Source organism: Clostridium sp. (genome assembly GCF_030532265.1).
In the GTDB taxonomy this organism is placed as follows: Bacteria; Bacillota; Clostridia; order Clostridiales; family Clostridiaceae; genus Clostridium.
This window is the reverse complement of sequence record NZ_JAUNLM010000008.1, coordinates 15313-31357: the sequence shown is the minus strand read 5'-3', so window position 1 is coordinate 31357 and position 16045 is coordinate 15313. Positions and strand designations below refer to the sequence as shown.

18 protein-coding genes are annotated in these 16045 nt (G+C 25.6%); 2 read left to right on the top strand and 16 right to left on the bottom strand.

Annotated features, from left to right (window positions below; translation table 11 throughout):
* Positions 1-102 precede the first annotated feature (102 nt).
* The 3 genes from Q4E08_RS03475 to gpr form a co-directional block, all read right to left on the bottom strand.
* Positions 103-474: a hypothetical protein gene (locus tag Q4E08_RS03475; protein WP_303128443.1), complete on the bottom strand. Its 372-nt coding sequence runs from the start codon at positions 472-474 to the stop codon at positions 103-105.
* A 70-nt stretch (positions 475-544) separates the two neighbouring features.
* Positions 545-1603 (bottom strand): stage II sporulation protein P, encoded by a 1059-nt coding sequence (locus tag Q4E08_RS03470; protein WP_303128440.1) that lies wholly within the window; start codon positions 1601-1603, stop codon positions 545-547.
* 70 nt (positions 1604-1673) lie between these two features.
* Positions 1674-2648, bottom strand: a complete 975-nt coding sequence (gene gpr, locus Q4E08_RS03465; protein WP_303128439.1) for a GPR endopeptidase — start codon at positions 2646-2648, stop codon at positions 1674-1676.
* A gap of 173 nt (positions 2649-2821) precedes the next feature.
* On the opposite strand from gpr, the gene rpsT reads away from it, so the two are divergent.
* Positions 2822-3085 carry a 30S ribosomal protein S20 gene (rpsT, locus tag Q4E08_RS03460; protein WP_024615134.1) on the top strand — a complete coding sequence of 88 codons (264 nt, stop codon included), beginning with the start codon at positions 2822-2824 and terminating at the stop codon, positions 3083-3085.
* A 110-nt stretch (positions 3086-3195) separates the two neighbouring features.
* On the opposite strand, the gene holA is transcribed toward rpsT, so the two are convergent.
* The 12 genes from holA to Q4E08_RS03400 all read right to left on the bottom strand — a co-directional run bounded on the left by holA (position 3196) and on the right by Q4E08_RS03400 (position 14955).
* Entirely contained in the window at positions 3196-4230 is a 1035-nt protein-coding gene (holA, locus tag Q4E08_RS03455; RefSeq protein ID WP_303128435.1) for a DNA polymerase III subunit delta, read from the bottom strand.
* A gap of 23 nt (positions 4231-4253) precedes the next feature.
* Entirely contained in the window at positions 4254-5948 is a 1695-nt protein-coding gene (locus Q4E08_RS03450) for a ComEC/Rec2 family competence protein (protein WP_303128432.1), read from the bottom strand.
* 55 nt (positions 5949-6003) lie between these two features.
* Positions 6004-6357, bottom strand: a complete 354-nt coding sequence (gene spoVAE / locus Q4E08_RS03445) for a stage V sporulation protein AE (RefSeq protein ID WP_303128430.1) — start codon at positions 6355-6357, stop codon at positions 6004-6006.
* 19 nt (positions 6358-6376) lie between these two features.
* A complete protein-coding gene (gene spoVAD, locus Q4E08_RS03440; RefSeq protein WP_303128428.1) occupies positions 6377-7411 on the bottom strand; it encodes a stage V sporulation protein AD in 1035 nt (344 codons plus the stop codon).
* A 7-nt stretch (positions 7412-7418) separates the two neighbouring features.
* A complete protein-coding gene (spoVAC, locus tag Q4E08_RS03435) occupies positions 7419-7856 on the bottom strand; it encodes a stage V sporulation protein AC (protein WP_303128594.1) in 438 nt (145 codons plus the stop codon).
* Positions 7857-7993: 137 nt separating this feature from the next.
* On the bottom strand, positions 7994-8749 hold the full coding sequence (gene sigF / locus Q4E08_RS03430; protein WP_303128426.1) for an RNA polymerase sporulation sigma factor SigF: 756 nt from the start codon (positions 8747-8749) through the stop codon (positions 7994-7996).
* A 9-nt stretch (positions 8750-8758) separates the two neighbouring features.
* Positions 8759-9193 carry an anti-sigma F factor gene (gene spoIIAB, locus Q4E08_RS03425; RefSeq protein WP_303128424.1) on the bottom strand — a complete coding sequence of 145 codons (435 nt, stop codon included), beginning with the start codon at positions 9191-9193 and terminating at the stop codon, positions 8759-8761.
* A gap of 15 nt (positions 9194-9208) precedes the next feature.
* The gene (gene spoIIAA / locus Q4E08_RS03420; protein WP_303128591.1) at positions 9209-9544 is read right to left on the bottom strand and encodes an anti-sigma F factor antagonist; all 336 of its coding nucleotides are present in this window, start codon (positions 9542-9544) and stop codon (positions 9209-9211) included.
* Positions 9545-9699: 155 nt separating this feature from the next.
* A complete protein-coding gene (locus Q4E08_RS03415) occupies positions 9700-11988 on the bottom strand; it encodes an AAA family ATPase (protein ID WP_303128421.1) in 2289 nt (762 codons plus the stop codon).
* Between the two features lie 174 nt (positions 11989-12162).
* Positions 12163-12837: a deoxyribose-phosphate aldolase gene (deoC, locus tag Q4E08_RS03410; protein WP_303128417.1), complete on the bottom strand. Its 675-nt coding sequence runs from the start codon at positions 12835-12837 to the stop codon at positions 12163-12165.
* A gap of 90 nt (positions 12838-12927) precedes the next feature.
* Positions 12928-13983, bottom strand: a complete 1056-nt coding sequence (locus Q4E08_RS03405) for a DNA polymerase IV (RefSeq protein ID WP_303128414.1) — start codon at positions 13981-13983, stop codon at positions 12928-12930.
* Between the two features lie 3 nt (positions 13984-13986).
* Positions 13987-14955, bottom strand: a complete 969-nt coding sequence (locus Q4E08_RS03400; protein ID WP_303128411.1) for a DUF4003 family protein — start codon at positions 14953-14955, stop codon at positions 13987-13989.
* A 320-nt stretch (positions 14956-15275) separates the two neighbouring features.
* Between Q4E08_RS03400 and Q4E08_RS03395 the strand changes: the two genes are divergently transcribed.
* Positions 15276-15689: a hypothetical protein gene (locus tag Q4E08_RS03395; RefSeq protein ID WP_303128408.1), complete on the top strand. Its 414-nt coding sequence runs from the start codon at positions 15276-15278 to the stop codon at positions 15687-15689.
* A gap of 32 nt (positions 15690-15721) precedes the next feature.
* On the opposite strand, the gene Q4E08_RS03390 is transcribed toward Q4E08_RS03395, so the two are convergent.
* The gene (locus Q4E08_RS03390; protein WP_303128407.1) at positions 15722-16012 is read right to left on the bottom strand and encodes a Dabb family protein; all 291 of its coding nucleotides are present in this window, start codon (positions 16010-16012) and stop codon (positions 15722-15724) included.
* Positions 16013-16045: the final 33 nt, after the last annotated feature.

Sequence of the window (16045 nt, the reverse complement as noted above, 5' to 3'; positions counted from 1 at the left end):
AGAAAGCAGTTATTTCACCCCCATATATTAAAGTCAAGCTAAATTATATCATACTTTCCTTAGGTAGTGTCAATATTTATAGGGTATATAACTGCCTTTATTTTAAGATATTAATTTTTGTATTAAATTTTGTATATTTATTATTACGCTTTTTAAACTATCTGTAACTTTATAAAATTTATCTTTTATAAAGTTAACTAATTCAGATTCTTTCTTAATTCTTAAATTATTATCATTTATATTCAATAAATAATCTCCGTTTTCCTTATTATATATTTTAACATCTGCATTATCTTGAATAAAATTATTAAAATCTTCACCAAACTCTGTATTAACAATTTTTTTATTATCATCAGTGTTACCAACTGGAGATAATGATTTTGTATTTATTATATTTACTTTTATTAAGCTAAAAAAAGCTAATAATACTATAACTACCGAAAATATAATTATTGAGTACTTTTTTAATTTCATAAAGTTCACCTCACTTATTTTAAATAATAGACACTTTATAAAACTTTTATGCAAAAGTACTCATTATTAATTACTTACCATTTATATATTCTGCTATAACTCTCGCAATATATTTAGCTGACGTCATTGCTTCCTTTGATGTATTTATATTAGACCCAACTTCAAATAATATTGAATTACTTAATATATCTTGATTAAGTAAATTAATTCCCCTGTTCCATGTTTCACTTGTTACAAGACCTGGATATAAAGAATTTGCAATATTATATAAATTTTTCCTCATCTTTTCATTAGAACTAAATTTAGAACTTCCTCTTGTATTTAAAAACATTATTCTTGCCATACTTTGCTTATTTATATTTACTGTAAATAAATCTTTAGTTCTATTTGTTGCTTTCTTTTTATCTATACCATCTCTATGAATATCGATTACTAATTTAAAATTATCTCCATATTTATCATAATATTTTTTTACCGTATCTCTTGATCTATTATAACTATCATTATACGAAACATCATGTACAGTTTTATCATGTATTACTGATATACCATAGTTTTCTTCTAACTCTTTTGTAATAATTTCTCCAACTCCAACTACATTATGATTACTATCATCAGTAAAGTTCTTTGTTTCTGAATAACCTTCTCCTGTATGAGTATGATAAATTAAAACCTCAGGCTTAGACTGATTTAACTCTTTTTTAAGTTTTGGGTTATATAAATTATTTTTTTCTTCACTTGTATATTTTATTATAGATTCAGAATCAAGCTCAAAAGGACTATATCCTGAATCTTCTTTATTCTCTTTTACATAATCATCTATTTTAAACATTGGAATTTCATTGCTTACTAGCTTTTCTAAACTTAAGTCTGATAAACCAAGTGCCTCTAATGCTATATTTTTTAATGAAAAATTATTTTCATAATAAGCTTCTTCATCATAAACTTGAGTTTTGACTAAAGGCATTGAAAAATTTAGAAGTTCAACGTAAGCTAATCCGCCTCTTTCACTATTATTTTTCATTATATATATACATCTACCAAAAAATATCACTAGGCATACAAGTAAAATCATTATTCCTATATCCATAGAGCTTTTTCGCCTTAAATTATTACTATTTAAACCCACACTCTATCCCCTCCTCACTTTTAAAAGTATATGAGGGAATTTACATAATTATTATATCTTTATTTAATTTTTAATTCATAAATTTATTTATATCTTCCATTTCTAAATTAGGTTGAACTGCAATATTTACACCATTTGCAATTATTTTTGATAAAGAATCTATCACTTGATCTACTTCCTTTGGAGTAACCATTAAATCACCAACATAAGGATTAAGTAATTCTTTTATAAGCATTCCTTTTTCATATTTATCTACACCTTTTATCATATTATAAAATTCTGATCCTTTTTCTGATTTGCTTATAAGTTCATCTATTACTAAATCTATACTATCATTTGCAATAGTTGCTGCATCAACAACTGTTGGAACTCCTATAGCTATAACCTTAACACCTAATGTCTCTTCATTTATAAGCATTCTATGATTATTAACACCAGCACCTGGTGATATTCCTGTATCGCTTATTTGTATAGTTCTATTTACTCTTTCTATTTTTCTTGAAGCTAATGCATCTATACATATAACCAAATCTGGATGTATTTTTTCCACAAGTGCTTTTATTATTTCTCCTGTTTCTATTCCTGTTATTCCCAAAACCCCAGGTGCAATAGCACAAACAGGTATTATAGAATCATCTATAGACTCTGGAATAACTTCTTTTAAATGTCTTGTTATCATTATCTTCTCTACAACCTTTGGCCCTAAAGCATCTGGAGTTACCTTCCAGTTTCCAAGTCCAACTACTAAAGCTGTCTTTTTTTCATCAATATCAACTAATTTTTTAAGAGTTATCCCTACAGTTTCTGAAACATTATCCATTAATTCTCCATCATATATTGTATATTCTGGAATGTCTATAGTTATATATGTTCCTATAGGTTTTTCTAATTTTTTTGCACCTTCATTATTTTTTATTTTTACTGTTGTAATCTTACTATCACTAATTACTTCTTCATTTACAATAACACCATCGATCTCACCTTTATGAGCTTTTGAATAGTTTTCCTTAGCTTCAATTGCAAGGTCTGTTCTAAAATTCAACATAATGTCACCTCTCTAATTTTATACTTTCAAAATTATTTTTCCTTTTTGTTTAAATTTAATACTTGAATATAATAAATTTCAATGCTATAATATGGTTTGTTGAATGTAAACTCGTACGCAGATTCCCCAAAACTGCAGAGAGGCCCTATAAAATTTAGAGGGGGTGAAAAGTAATGGCAAACATAAAATCAGCTAAAAAAAGAATTAAAGTTACTCAAACTAAAACTTTAAGAAATAGAATGGTTAAATCAGCTTTAAAAACTGAAATAAAGAAGTTAGAAGCTGCAATCGCTGCTAATAACGCTGAAGAAGCTAAAGCTGCTTTCGTTCAAGCTACTAAAGCTTTAGACATGGCTGCTTCAAAAGGAGTTCTTCACAAGAACATGGTTGCTAGAAAGAAGTCAAGACTAGCTGCAAAGTTAAACGCTATGGCATAGTAGTAACATAAACCGACCTTTAACGGTCGGTTATTTACTTTCTACAACTTTTATCTTGAATAAATATTTTCAAGAAATAAAAACACCCCAGAAATTTCTGAGGTGTTTTTTTATTTCTTCACCATTGCTATATTTATTAAAAATAATTCTAGCTCTGACTTTTTATCTCCTAAACCACTTTTTAAATTTTTATCTACTTCTACACAAAGCTGTAATATTTTTTCTAATTGTTTTAAAGAAAACTTATTACTTTGTGCTACAAGTTTTTCAACAACAAATTGTGGTATTCTATATTCACTTACAAAATCATTTATTTTTTTTCCTAATGATAATCCAACTTTTATATCATATAATCTTTTAAACTGATTTTGTATAGATGTAATTATTAACATATGTTGATCTGCTTTAAATAATAGTTCATTTAATATATCAAGAGCTCTTTCTATTTTTTTTTGTGATACTAAATCAACTAAATCAAATACATCATCTTCACTTTTATTAGGTATTAGCATATCAATATCTCTTTTAGTTATTTCTCTTCCTACAGTATAATCAACTAATTTACTTACTTCCTTTTGTGCAATCTCTAAATTCATAGGAATCTTCTCACAAAAATATCTAAGTTCTACTTTATTTATATTTTTTTTATTTGTTTTAAATATATTGTCTACTCTCTTATAAAATCCATCCCTTTTTAACTTATCTATTTGTACAATAGTAGTAATCTTATCAAGAGCCATTATATTTTTATTTTTCTTTAAAGTATCTCTTTTATCTCCGAATACATGGTATAAAACTAATATTGTATGACCTGGCATATCTTTTAAATATTCTTTCATACTATTATAAAAACTTTTATTTGAAGCATCTAATTTTTCTTTTAAAAATGGACATCTATATACAATGACTACTTTTTTTTCAGCCATAAATGGTAATGTTTCACAAGCATTTACTATTTCATCAAATTCACATTGAACCCCATCAAATTTTACTAAATTTAAGTCTTTTAAATTTTCATCAATATATGGACTTATAACCTTACCTATGGCTTCTTTTATAAGTTCTTCATCCGGTCCACAAAAAATATAAGAATTTTTTATATTCCCAACCTTTATATCTTTTTCTAACGTTTCATAATTTATCAAGCTAATCACCTTTCAAGTAAAATCTATCTTACTAATATTTTTTCTCCTAATATAACTATACTAGTAACATCATCTTCTTTGAAATTAATTATATCATATTTAATATTGCTTTTATTATTAAAACTCATGTTTAAATAATATTTAGTTTCATTTACATTTAATATATAATCTTTATTAAAAGCTTCTAAAAAGCAATTTTCTTTTATTACTATTCTTTTTGGATTCTTATAATAATTATTAGAAGCATATACAGATTTCATTTTATTTACATCAATATTATCATTAGATAATAAAATTCTTTTTCCTTTATACGAAACTAAAAGTGTATCTTTATATTTATACTCTATTTTAGGATTTACACTATATAAACTAATTGTTATGAAAACTATATATGATAAAGGTAATATAATAATTTTCTTATATCCTCTGTTGTATATAAAAAATGTTATTAAAAGACTAATATAAAAATATCCATAATACTCATTTATATATATCAGATTAGGTGTGATTTCTAAAAATAATTCACTTATATTATCAAAAATTATTATAATATTTTTTAATATAAAACTAATATAATTAAATAGAAAATCTATATTTATAAAAAGTACTGATATTATGCTTATTGTTAATATTAAATTTATTATAGGAATAAGTATTAAATTTCCTATAATAAATCCTATAGATATTTCATTAAAAAATATTATAAGTATTGGTAAAGTAAATAATTGAGCACTTAATGATATACTTAAAGTTTCTCTAATTACCTTAGGTAATTTATAAAATTTTTTATTTAAAGTTTTGTTGTATAATATAATACCAATAGTTGCTCCAAATGATAATAAAAATCCAACTTCAAATATGCAATATGGAGATATTAAAAATATTATTATAGAGCTTAATGCCAAACTACATATATGATTATATCTACTTTTTAAAATTACTCCCAAGTTTATAATAAACAACATAATAAATGCCCTTACACTTGAAAAAGCCATACCAGTCATAATTACATAAAAAAAAGTTATTAAAAGTGCAAATTTTTCTTTAAATAACTTTTTCATAATTAAAAATATAACCCCTATATGAAGCCCTGATACACTTAATGCATGTATAATTCCAAATCTTTTCATATCTTCTTGATCTTCAAAATCTAAAGCTTTATCTTTTCCAAAAGTAATTGATGTTATAAGACTTGCCTTTCTAATTCCAATATTATTTTCAAGTTTTTCTTTAAACTTTTCTCTTATATTAGAAAGTTTTGTATTTATATCACTATTATCTATAGTCCATTTTTTTATTTCATAATTTCCTATTCTTCCACGCTTTTTATCTAATTTTCTTTCAAATATTCCTTTGCCCTTTATTACTACTCCTTCTTTTAAATTAGATATATCCCCCTTAATAAATACTTCTCTCCCTTTTATATTTCCTATACCACCATAAGAATATAATTTTTCTATTCTTATCTTTTCAATGTTATTTATTTTTAAATTATAAAAATTTATATTTATAGTTATTCCAATTATAAATATAATAATCGTAAATATAAAAAATTCAGCTCCCTCTTTTAATATAACCCATAAAAAGAAAAGGCTAACTATGGTGATAGCTAGCCAAATATCATTATCAAAATATTTATAATATATACTACTAAAAAGTAAAGATACTGCAATATATATAATAGGTAACCTTACTTTTCCTATTTTATTTATGTTCAATTAGCTCACCTCTAATAGTGAGTATAGACAATTAATTATAAAATTTATTCTAAATTTATTTACTTTTAGGCTTAAAAATAATTGCCATTATGTAACCAAAAATTATAGCCGCTGTTATTCCTGCTGCCGCTCCTTTTATACCCCCACTAAAAGCTCCAAAAAATCCTATTTTATCAACTTCTTTTATAGCTGATTTAGCCAAAGAATTTCCAAAGCCAGGCAATGGTATTGTTGCTCCCGCTCCTGCAAAATCTATAAGTTTGTCATATATACCGAAGGCTCCTAATACTGCTCCTATCGTTACAAATAAAACTAAAATTCTTCCTGGTGTAAGTTTAGTTTTATCCATTAAAATTTGAGCTATAACGCATATAATCCCCCCAATTATAAATGCTTTTACGTAATCCATATTTTATTTATCTCCTTCCTTAATCCATCTCTATAGCTACAGCATGTGCTATACCAGGTATACTTTCTCCTTGAAGAGATGATGTTGTACTCATTAAAGCACCTGTTGATATTATAAGAGCACTCTTTATTTCTTTTCTCATTAATTTTTTATATATATATCCACATGTAACCGTTGCTGAACATCCACATCCACTTCCACCAGCCTCTGTGCCTTGAAGTTCATTGTTAAATATTATATCTCCACAATCTACATGATTATTTCTTATATCATATCCATATTCTAATATCAACTTATCACATATTTCCTTACCTACTTTTCCAAGATCTCCTGTTGCTATTATGTCATAATCTTTTGCTGTTCTTCCCGTATCTTTGAAATGATTATATATAGTATCAACAGCAGCTGGCGCCATTGCAGCTCCCATATTGTTAGCATCCTTTATTCCATAATCTTTTACTACTCCAGTAGTAACATATGTTATTTTAGGAAAATCCCCTTCTTTCCCAAGAACCATTGCACCAGATCCTGTTACAGTCCATTGAGCTGTTTTACATCTCTGAGCACCATATTCTAAAGGAAATCTAAATTGTCTTTCAGCAGCACAAAAGTGAGATGAAGTAGCTGCTACTACATAATTTGCAAATCCTCCATCTATTATAAGAGATGCTAGACTTAAGGATTCTGACATGGTTGAACATGCACCATAAAGTCCAAAAAAAGGTATATTTAACTCTCTTGCTGCAAAACTTGATGAAATTATTTGATTTAATAAATCTCCTGAAAACATATAATCTATATCTTCTTCTTTTAAATTTGCTCTTCTTATAGATTCTTTTATTGATGTATACATCATTTCACTTTCAGCTTTTTCATAACTTTCTTTACCATAAGTTTCATCATTTAATACTTGATCAAAATATGATTTTAATGGTCCTTCCCCTTCTTTTGGTCCAACAATTGAAAAAGCTGAAATTATTTTAGGAGGATTTTTTAATTTTACAGTTTGCCCTCCTACTTTTTTTATATTATTCACATTAATGCCTCCATTCATAAGCTAATTAAAATATTTTTATTAAATAGTATATTAATCCAATTATTACAGATGATCCTATTCCATAAACTAATACTGGTCCAGCTATTGTAAATATTTTCGCTGCAACTCCAAAAACAAAACCTTCTGTTTTAAATTCGATAGCTGGTGCAACAACAGCATTTGCAAAACCAGTTATTGGTACAACAGTACCAGCTCCTCCATAATTTGCAATCTTATCATATATACCAACTCCCGTTAATAAAGCTCCTAAAAATACCATTATTATTGCTGTTATACTTGATACTTCATCTTTTGAATATCCAATTCTTAAAAATATATCTGATACTAACTGACCAACATCACAAATTAATCCTCCAACTATAAAAGCTCTTATACAATGTCTTGTAAGCTGAGGTTTAGGTTCAGTTTCTTTAGTTATTTTTTTAAATTTTTCTTTTACCATATTTTCTTTATTATTTTTTCTTTTCAAACCTATTCTCTCCTTTCAAAAATATATATCATTATTATTTGTAAAATAATTAATCTAATTCTTATAATTAATATTTTCATAAAAAAAGAATGAGATTTTAAAATCTCATTCTAATCTGACAATTTTTCTTTCATTTTAGATAATACTTTTTTTTCTATTCTAGATACCTGAACTTGACTTATACCTAACATTTTTGCTACTTGTACCTGGGTTTTATCTTTAAAATATCTAAGTATTATAATTTGTCTTGACTTTACATCTAATGTTCCTATAGCTTCTTTAAGTGCTATTCTTTCTATCATTTCAGAATCTTCTTCAGCATTTTCACTTATTTTATCTATAAGAAGTACTGGTGCACCATCATCTTGATGTATAGTATCATACAAATATTGCATGCTTGATGATGACTCTAATGCAATTATAATCTCTTCCTTATCTATAGATGAATACTCTGATAATTCATCTATAGTAGGTTCTCTATTTAACTTTTTAGTAAGCTCTTCTTTAGCATAATGTAATTTTCTCGCTAATGTTTTTACATTTCTACTTACCTTTATAATTCCATCATCTCTTAAAAATCTTTTTATTTCTCCTATAATCATAGGAACTGCATATGTTGAAAATTTAACATTAAATGATTCATCAAAATTTTTTATAGCTTTTACAAGACCTATCGAGCCAATTTGATATATATCTTCATAATCGTATCCTCTATTAGAAAACTTTTTGCTTATAGATGATACCAACGGTAAATTCATTTCAATTAATCTGTCTAATGCCTTTTTATCACCATTTTTAGCTAAAGGCAACAATTCAGAATTGTCATCATAATTAAATTCCTCTCTTTTATAATTCTCAATACTCATATTTTTCCCCTAATCTATTTCAGTATCAATATTTTTCTTCATAACAACCCTTGTACCTTTTCCTTTTTCACTATATACTTCCAAACTATCCATAAAACTTTCCATAACCGTAAATCCCATTCCTGATCTTTCAAGATCCGGTCTTGAAGTGTATAAAGGTTCTTTTGCCTTTTCAACATTTTCTATTCCTACACCAAAATCTGATATTATTATTTCAACTAAAGTTCCAGAAATTGAGGCATCAATTCTTACATTACCATCTTTTTTATTTTCATATCCGTGAATAATAGAATTAGTTACACCTTCTGAAACAGCTGTTTTAATATCTGTAAGCTCCTCTATTGTGGGATCTAATTGAGAAACAAAAGCTGATACTGCAACTCTTGCGAAACCTTCGTTTTCAGATTTGCTTAAAAATTCAATACTTATTTTATTATCGTACATTATAAAACCCCTCCATTAAATGCACCTTACTGCCTCATCTACAGTATTAAAGTTTTTTATAATTTTAAATAATCCAGATAATTCAAAAACTCTATTTACACTTTTACTTACATTAGCAACGCAAATATTACCTCCATTTGCAGAAACCTTTTTATATCGTCCTACAACAACACCAATTCCTGAACTATCCATAAATGTTACTTTACTAAAATCTAATATAACATTTGTTATGTTATCTCTGTCTATTCTATCATCAATTTTAACTCTAACTTCTTGAGAACTATGGTGATCTAACTCGCCAATAAGATGAGCAATCAACTTGTTTTCTATAATATTAAATTTAAGATACATACATAATACCCTAAAGTTCCCTTTAGAGTAATTCACCTCCTCATCACCCTTTTCTTCCATATTTTAACATATAACTTTCTTTCAAGTCAATTACTTTACATATTTTATATATTTTTAAAAAATAAGGAGCAGTTTTTGCTCCTTATAACAATCTATTAATTATTATATTTTTCTATTTCTTTATTTATTTTTTTATAAAAATCTTCTACAGTTTCATCATTATCTAATATTAATGTTTCTATTGCATCATTTATTGTTTCCATTTCGTATATATGAAAATCCCCATTTTTTATAGCTTCTTCAACTTCCTTATTTAATACTAATTCATCTTTATTAGTAGATGGTATTAAAACCCCTTTTCCTTTAATACCTGTAGTTCTTTTACATACATTAAAAAATCCCTCTATTTTTTCATTTACTCCACCTATAGGCTGTACTTCTCCAAATTGATTTAAAGATCCTGTAACAGCTATACGTTGATCTACTCCAATTTTACTTATAGCAGATAACATAGCTATCATTTCTGCAACTGAAGCACTATCGCCTTCTATAAGTCCGTAGCTTTGTTCAAAACTTAAATGAAGATTTATAGGTAACTTTTTATATGGTGATACTAAACTATATAATAACCCTGTTAATATTTTTATTGATTTTTCATGAATTTTACCACTTAACTTTGATTCTTTATGAATATCAATAACATTACCTTCACCTTTTAATGCTAAGCATGTTATTCTTAAAGGCTTTCCGAAACTAAAAATTCCAGTATCTAATACAGCAAGTCCATTTACATTCCCTATACATCTTCCATCTGTCTTTATAAAGATTTTATTTTCTTTATACATATCAGCATATTCATCAATTATGCTGTCTTTCTCATATATTACTTCTTCTATAAATTCTTTTAATATTTTATTTTCATTCTTTATTCTTGCTATATTATCTGCTCTTACTAATATAGTATCTATTTTAAATTCATCTATATTTATCTTTTCTCTATTTGAAGCTGTTCTTGTTAAATACCTTAATAAAACTTTTATTCCTTCATTATCTAAATCTAGTAATTCTTTTTTCTTAATTCTATCTTTTATAAATTCTACTAATTCATTAATTATATTTTTTACATTCCCAATTTCAGTTTTTATTTCACATTTTAATGGAAATAAACTTTTGAATTCTTCATCATGATTATATAAAATTGAATAACTTTCATAATCTCCTATAATTATAACTTTTACATCTATAGGTATTGACTTAGGCTTTAATCCATTTATAGATAGTAATTCTAAATAATTTCTATTACTATCTAAATTCACTTTTCCAGACATCAATGAGTTTTTAAGTTGATAATAGCTATTACCATTTTGAATAAGTTTATTAAGTCTTATTATTAAACAGCCTTCATTTGCCTTAAGAAGTGAACCTGCAGTTATTAGTGAAAGATCTGTGGTATAATTACCATTTTGACTTTCATATTCTATATTACCTATAAGGTTCGCTATATTTGGATCATCTTCATATATTACTAAAGGATGATTATTTTTTGAATTATCTACAATAACTTCAATATTGTATTTTGACAAAATCTTTTCAACTGTTTCATCCTCATCTTCTAAATCTATACTGTAATTTTCTATAAGTTCGTCTTCTATACTTTCATATAAAGCTATTAAATAATTATATACATCGTCATCTCCTATAAAATCTAAAAGAAGATCATCCTTTAAGTTTTCCATTCGTTCATTTATATATTCCCTAAATATAACTTTTATCCTTTCCATTGAATTAACTTCTAAATCTTTTAAATCATCTAATATAATTTCTGCTCTTTCTTTAAGTTTGCTAGCTTTTTGAATTATTATATCTTTATCTTTAATATCTAGTTCATCATACTCCTTCTCTGTCATTACTTCTCCTTCGTTTAATGGAATGAATGCAAACCCTCCTGAAGTTGCTTTAACATCAAATCCATCTTGCTTTGCAACCTCAACTAATTCCCCTATATATTTATTTCTTTTAAGATGTATATTTTCTACAATTTCATCTTTCTCATCATCTGATGACATATTGAAAAATTCTAAAAAATTTATCATATACTCTTCTTTTAATTTTTTTATTTCTTTTTTTAAGCTTTTCCCCTTTCCATTAGAAACAAATATAGGAAATGGACTTTTTATATCTTTAATAGTTGCATAGCATATATCTGAAGGAGGCTTTAAAGACTTATATTCATTATCTATGAAATTAACTAACCCATCTATCTTATCTTTTGAAAATGAATCTATAATATACAAGTTATATCCTTGCCTCCTTATATTAAGGGCAGCCTTTATTTCATTGTAAGGAGTATTTATTTCTGGAATATCCTTAATAGTTACCCCATCCCCTTCGTTAACATATTCCAAATCATAAATTATTTCTTTTAGAGTTAATTCTTTCTTCATACTAATGCTTTTACTAAATTCACCTTTAGTAAATTTAGATAATTCCTCCTTATTTTATATTTGTATATTATATTAATATTCTAGTTATTTCATTTTAGATATAATTTTTGAAAATAAAAAAAATCCTTAAGAATTTTTTCTTAAGGATTTTAAAACGTTTTAAATTAATACGTATTAATACGTACTATCTGACTCTGTTCCTTCACATATTGCTATTGAAGCAGAAGCTCCTATTCTTGTAGCTCCATTTTCAATCATAACTAAAGCATCTTCTAATGATCTTACACCACCTGATGCTTTAACTCCCATATTCTCTCCTACAGTTTCTCTCATAAGCTTAATATCTTCTCCTGTAGCTCCACCTGTTGAGAATCCAGTTGAAGTTTTAACAAAATCAGCTCCAGCTTCCTTTGATAATTTACAAGCTATAACTTTTTCTTCATCTGTTAAAAGACAAGTTTCAATTATAACTTTAGTTAAAGCCTTTCCTTTAGCAGCTTCTACTACAGCTTTTATATCTTCTTTTACAAAATCATAATCTTTATCTTTAAGTCTTCCAACATTTATAACCATATCTACTTCAGTTGCTCCATTTTGGATAGCATCTTTTGTTTCAAAAACTTTTACTTCAGTAGTTGTAGCTCCTAAAGGGAATCCTATAACTGTACATACTTTAACTTCACTATTTTTAACTATTTCATATGCTTCTTTTACTCTTCCTGGATTAACACATACAGATGCAAAATTATATTTTACTGCTTCTTCACATAGCTTCTTAATTCCTTCACTTGTTGCTTCAGGTTTCAATAATGTATGGTCTATCATTTTTGCTAATTCTTTTTTATTCATTTTTTGCACTCCTTTACATAATTACTCTAATGTGATTATAGAACTTTTTCGACAATATTGTCAATAATATATCATTTTAAAAAAAGCACACTAAAATAATGATATTTGTTCTTCTAAACTTTCTTTAAAGTAAGATACACTAAGCCCTATTAATCTTATATCTTCTTTAAGACTCTCTTCTATTAAAATTTCTTTTGCTATTTTAAATATATCATCAAAACTTCTAATGTAATCTTTTAATGTTTTACTTCTTGTATGATTTTTAAAGGAACTAGTTTTATATTTTAAAGTAACAGTTTTTATAAATTTATCTTCTTTTATAAGTATGTCTGATATATTTCTTGAAAAAAACTCCAAATATTTAATAAGTTCTTTTTTATCTTTAGTATCTCTTTTAAGAGTTCTTTCTTTTCCAATAGATTTCCTATCTCTAATTATAGTTACTTTTCTCTTATCAATCCCTCTTATTCTATGAAATACTTCTACACCTTGCTTTCCTAAATATTCAAATAAAAATTCTTTAGAAAGAGGATATAAATCTTCAACTTTAAAAAATCCCATATTGTTAAGTTTACTTACAGACTTACTCCCAAGCCCATATATTTTAGATATTGATAAAGGAAATAAAACTTCTGGCACCATATCCTTACTTATTATCTTTATTCCATTTGGTTTATTCCAATCTGATGCAAGTTTAGCTAAAAATTTATTATAAGAAATTCCTATAGATAAAGTTAATCCTAATTCCTTATAAACCCTTTCTTTTATATATCTTGCTACATTTTCTCCTTTTTCTATAGTACCACTCATCAAATCTAAGTAAGCTTCATCTATTGATAATGGTTCAACTAAATTCGTAACTTCTCTAAATATTTCAAAGACTCTTCTTGATATTTCTTTGTACCTTGAATGTCTTACATTTAAAAATACTCCTGTAGGGCATAGTTGCCTTGCTATAAACAAAGGCATTGCTGAGTGAACACCATATTTCCTTGCTTCATAAGAGCATGTAGATACAACTCCTCTTTCACTAACTCCACCTACTATTACAGGTTTTCCTATTAACTTTTTATTATCAATTTGTTCAACTGATGCAAAAAACGCATCCATATCAACATGAAGTATTATATTTTCATAAAGCTCCATTTACTAGGCTAAAACCTCCTCAAAAATCCCTTGTTTTTTACTAACAAGAAATGAATATACTGAAAAACATATTAATTCATTTAAAAATTCATTTTTCGTTGAATTTTTAAATAACTCATAAAACTCTACTATAACTATAGAAATTAAAGTTCTAAATGTTTTATCCATATAAAAAGCATATTCCCCATCTTCATCACATAAATACTGGTTTACTTCATTTATTTTTTCTAAATAACTATTTATATTTTCTTCCCTTTCAATAATTCCAATTAAAGGTAGTACTTCATCACTAATTTTCATATTATTTTTATTAAATGCATTTATTAATGCTTTAATTTCATAGGGTGCTGAGGCTTTATCATTTAAAACTATACTACTTGCAATTCCTTGAAGATCATTTTTAGAATAGTGTTCTAAATCTAAAAGATGTTTGAACATACTATCTATATATTCATGAATGTTTTTAGCTTCACCTTTATTTTTATTATTTTTTATTGCAAGAAGAGCACACACTAAATAATCTTCCTCATCAGTAAATCCTTTATAATTTTCTTTTAAAGAATTATAAATTATTTTCATATCTTTTATTGTGCTATCGATGTTATTAAATTCTATATGTTTTGCTATTGTATAAGCTGCTAATACTAAAAAATCATTTTCTTTAAAATCATTTTCTTCTAATACATCATTTATATTTATTACTTTGTCTGAAAACTCTTTATAATTTTCCTCTTTACTTATGAGTATTGATATCATATATAACATATCTCCTCTAAAGCTTGACATTTTATTTGTATTTGTTTTTATATACTTTCTTATTTCTTTTATTTTATCTATATCAATATTATAATCCTCTGCAAATATTAATGATGCAAAATGATTTATATATTCTCCATCAAATCTTAATTTATGCTTTACTAATTTATAATTTTCAATAACCTTATTTGTAATAGAGTATAAAATATTATTCATTATTTAACCATCCCCATTTCTTAATAACAAATATATTATACATTAAAATTCATAATAATCTTTTAATTATTAATTAAAACCAATTTAATTATACTATATTTTTATGTCATTAATATGACTAAAAGTTATTAAATTAACTTCTAGAAGTTAATTTAATAAAATATAAATAGCTTTATTTTTAATTAAACATATTTATATTTACGGTATTTTCTTATACTAACTTTTTATTTTATTAATTTTTCATTTATGTTATAATACTACTTGTTATAATGGATTTATCCAATTGACACGGACTTATATTTAAAAAGGAGAATTTGTTTATGGGATTAAGAGATAAATTTGATAAATATTTTAGAGACTCTTACTTTGAAAAATATGGAGATAGAATAACAAGTGCTTCTGGTACTGTAATTTCAGTTAAAACTGAAAAGAAAAATTATATTATTTTTCATAAATTAATTGTTGATATGATAATCAAACCTGAAGTAGGTAGAGCTGCTATTAAATGTAGATATAAGAAAAGTAGATGGTTTAAAGAACCAGACTTTATTCAATTAAATAAAGGTCATAAAGTAATGATTATGGGACTTAAAGGCGTTAAAGGAAAGAAAGACTCAGAAATTCTTCAAGTTCAAAATATCTTAAATCTAACTACAAAGAAAGATTTAATACCAATAGATCATTCTCAAATAAAAAAAGCTAGACAAACAGCTTCAAGAATGAGACAAAGATAATAAAAGCTACGTATAAACGTAGCTTTTATTATTTATATTTCATAATCTACAACTTTTCTATCTGTTGCAATTTCTTTAACGAATTCTTTAACCTTTAAATGCTTTGGATGATTTTGATAAATATCTAAATCATCTAAATTGTTAAATACTGAATATAAAATTACATCCATACTAGCATTACTATTATTCAAATTTATTCCGACTTCAATTTCGTTTATTTCTTTTATATCTTTTTTTAAATCTTCTAATAATACTTTTAACTTCTTTGCATTTTTCATTCTATTTTCTTCTTTTAAGTTCCACATAACTATATGTTTAATCATAAATATCACCTCTTAATAATTATCTTATAAAAT

Coding starts and splice junctions, on each gene's coding strand:
- rpsT (WP_024615134.1), top strand. CDS start 2,822: ATGGCAAACATAAAATCAGCTAAAAAAAGAATTAAAGTTACTCAAACT.
- spoVAC (WP_303128594.1), bottom strand. CDS start 7,856: ATGGTAAAAGAAAAATTTAAAAAAATAACTAAAGAAACTGAACCTAAA.
- spoVAE (WP_303128430.1), bottom strand. CDS start 6,357: ATGGATTACGTAAAAGCATTTATAATTGGGGGGATTATATGCGTTATA.
- spoIIAB (WP_303128424.1), bottom strand. CDS start 9,193: ATGTACGATAATAAAATAAGTATTGAATTTTTAAGCAAATCTGAAAAC.
- Q4E08_RS03405 (WP_303128414.1), bottom strand. CDS start 13,983: ATGGAGCTTTATGAAAATATAATACTTCATGTTGATATGGATGCGTTT.
- spoIIAA (WP_303128591.1), bottom strand. CDS start 9,544: ATGTATCTTAAATTTAATATTATAGAAAACAAGTTGATTGCTCATCTT.
- Q4E08_RS03400 (WP_303128411.1), bottom strand. CDS start 14,955: ATGAATAATATTTTATACTCTATTACAAATAAGGTTATTGAAAATTAT.
- gpr (WP_303128439.1), bottom strand. CDS start 2,648: ATGTTGAATTTTAGAACAGACCTTGCAATTGAAGCTAAGGAAAACTAT.
- Q4E08_RS03395 (WP_303128408.1), top strand. CDS start 15,276: ATGGGATTAAGAGATAAATTTGATAAATATTTTAGAGACTCTTACTTT.
- Q4E08_RS03415 (WP_303128421.1), bottom strand. CDS start 11,988: ATGAAGAAAGAATTAACTCTAAAAGAAATAATTTATGATTTGGAATAT.
- deoC (WP_303128417.1), bottom strand. CDS start 12,837: ATGAATAAAAAAGAATTAGCAAAAATGATAGACCATACATTATTGAAA.
- Q4E08_RS03390 (WP_303128407.1), bottom strand. CDS start 16,012: ATGATTAAACATATAGTTATGTGGAACTTAAAAGAAGAAAATAGAATG.
- Q4E08_RS03475 (WP_303128443.1), bottom strand. CDS start 474: ATGAAATTAAAAAAGTACTCAATAATTATATTTTCGGTAGTTATAGTA.
- spoVAD (WP_303128428.1), bottom strand. CDS start 7,411: ATGAATGGAGGCATTAATGTGAATAATATAAAAAAAGTAGGAGGGCAA.
- sigF (WP_303128426.1), bottom strand. CDS start 8,749: ATGAGTATTGAGAATTATAAAAGAGAGGAATTTAATTATGATGACAAT.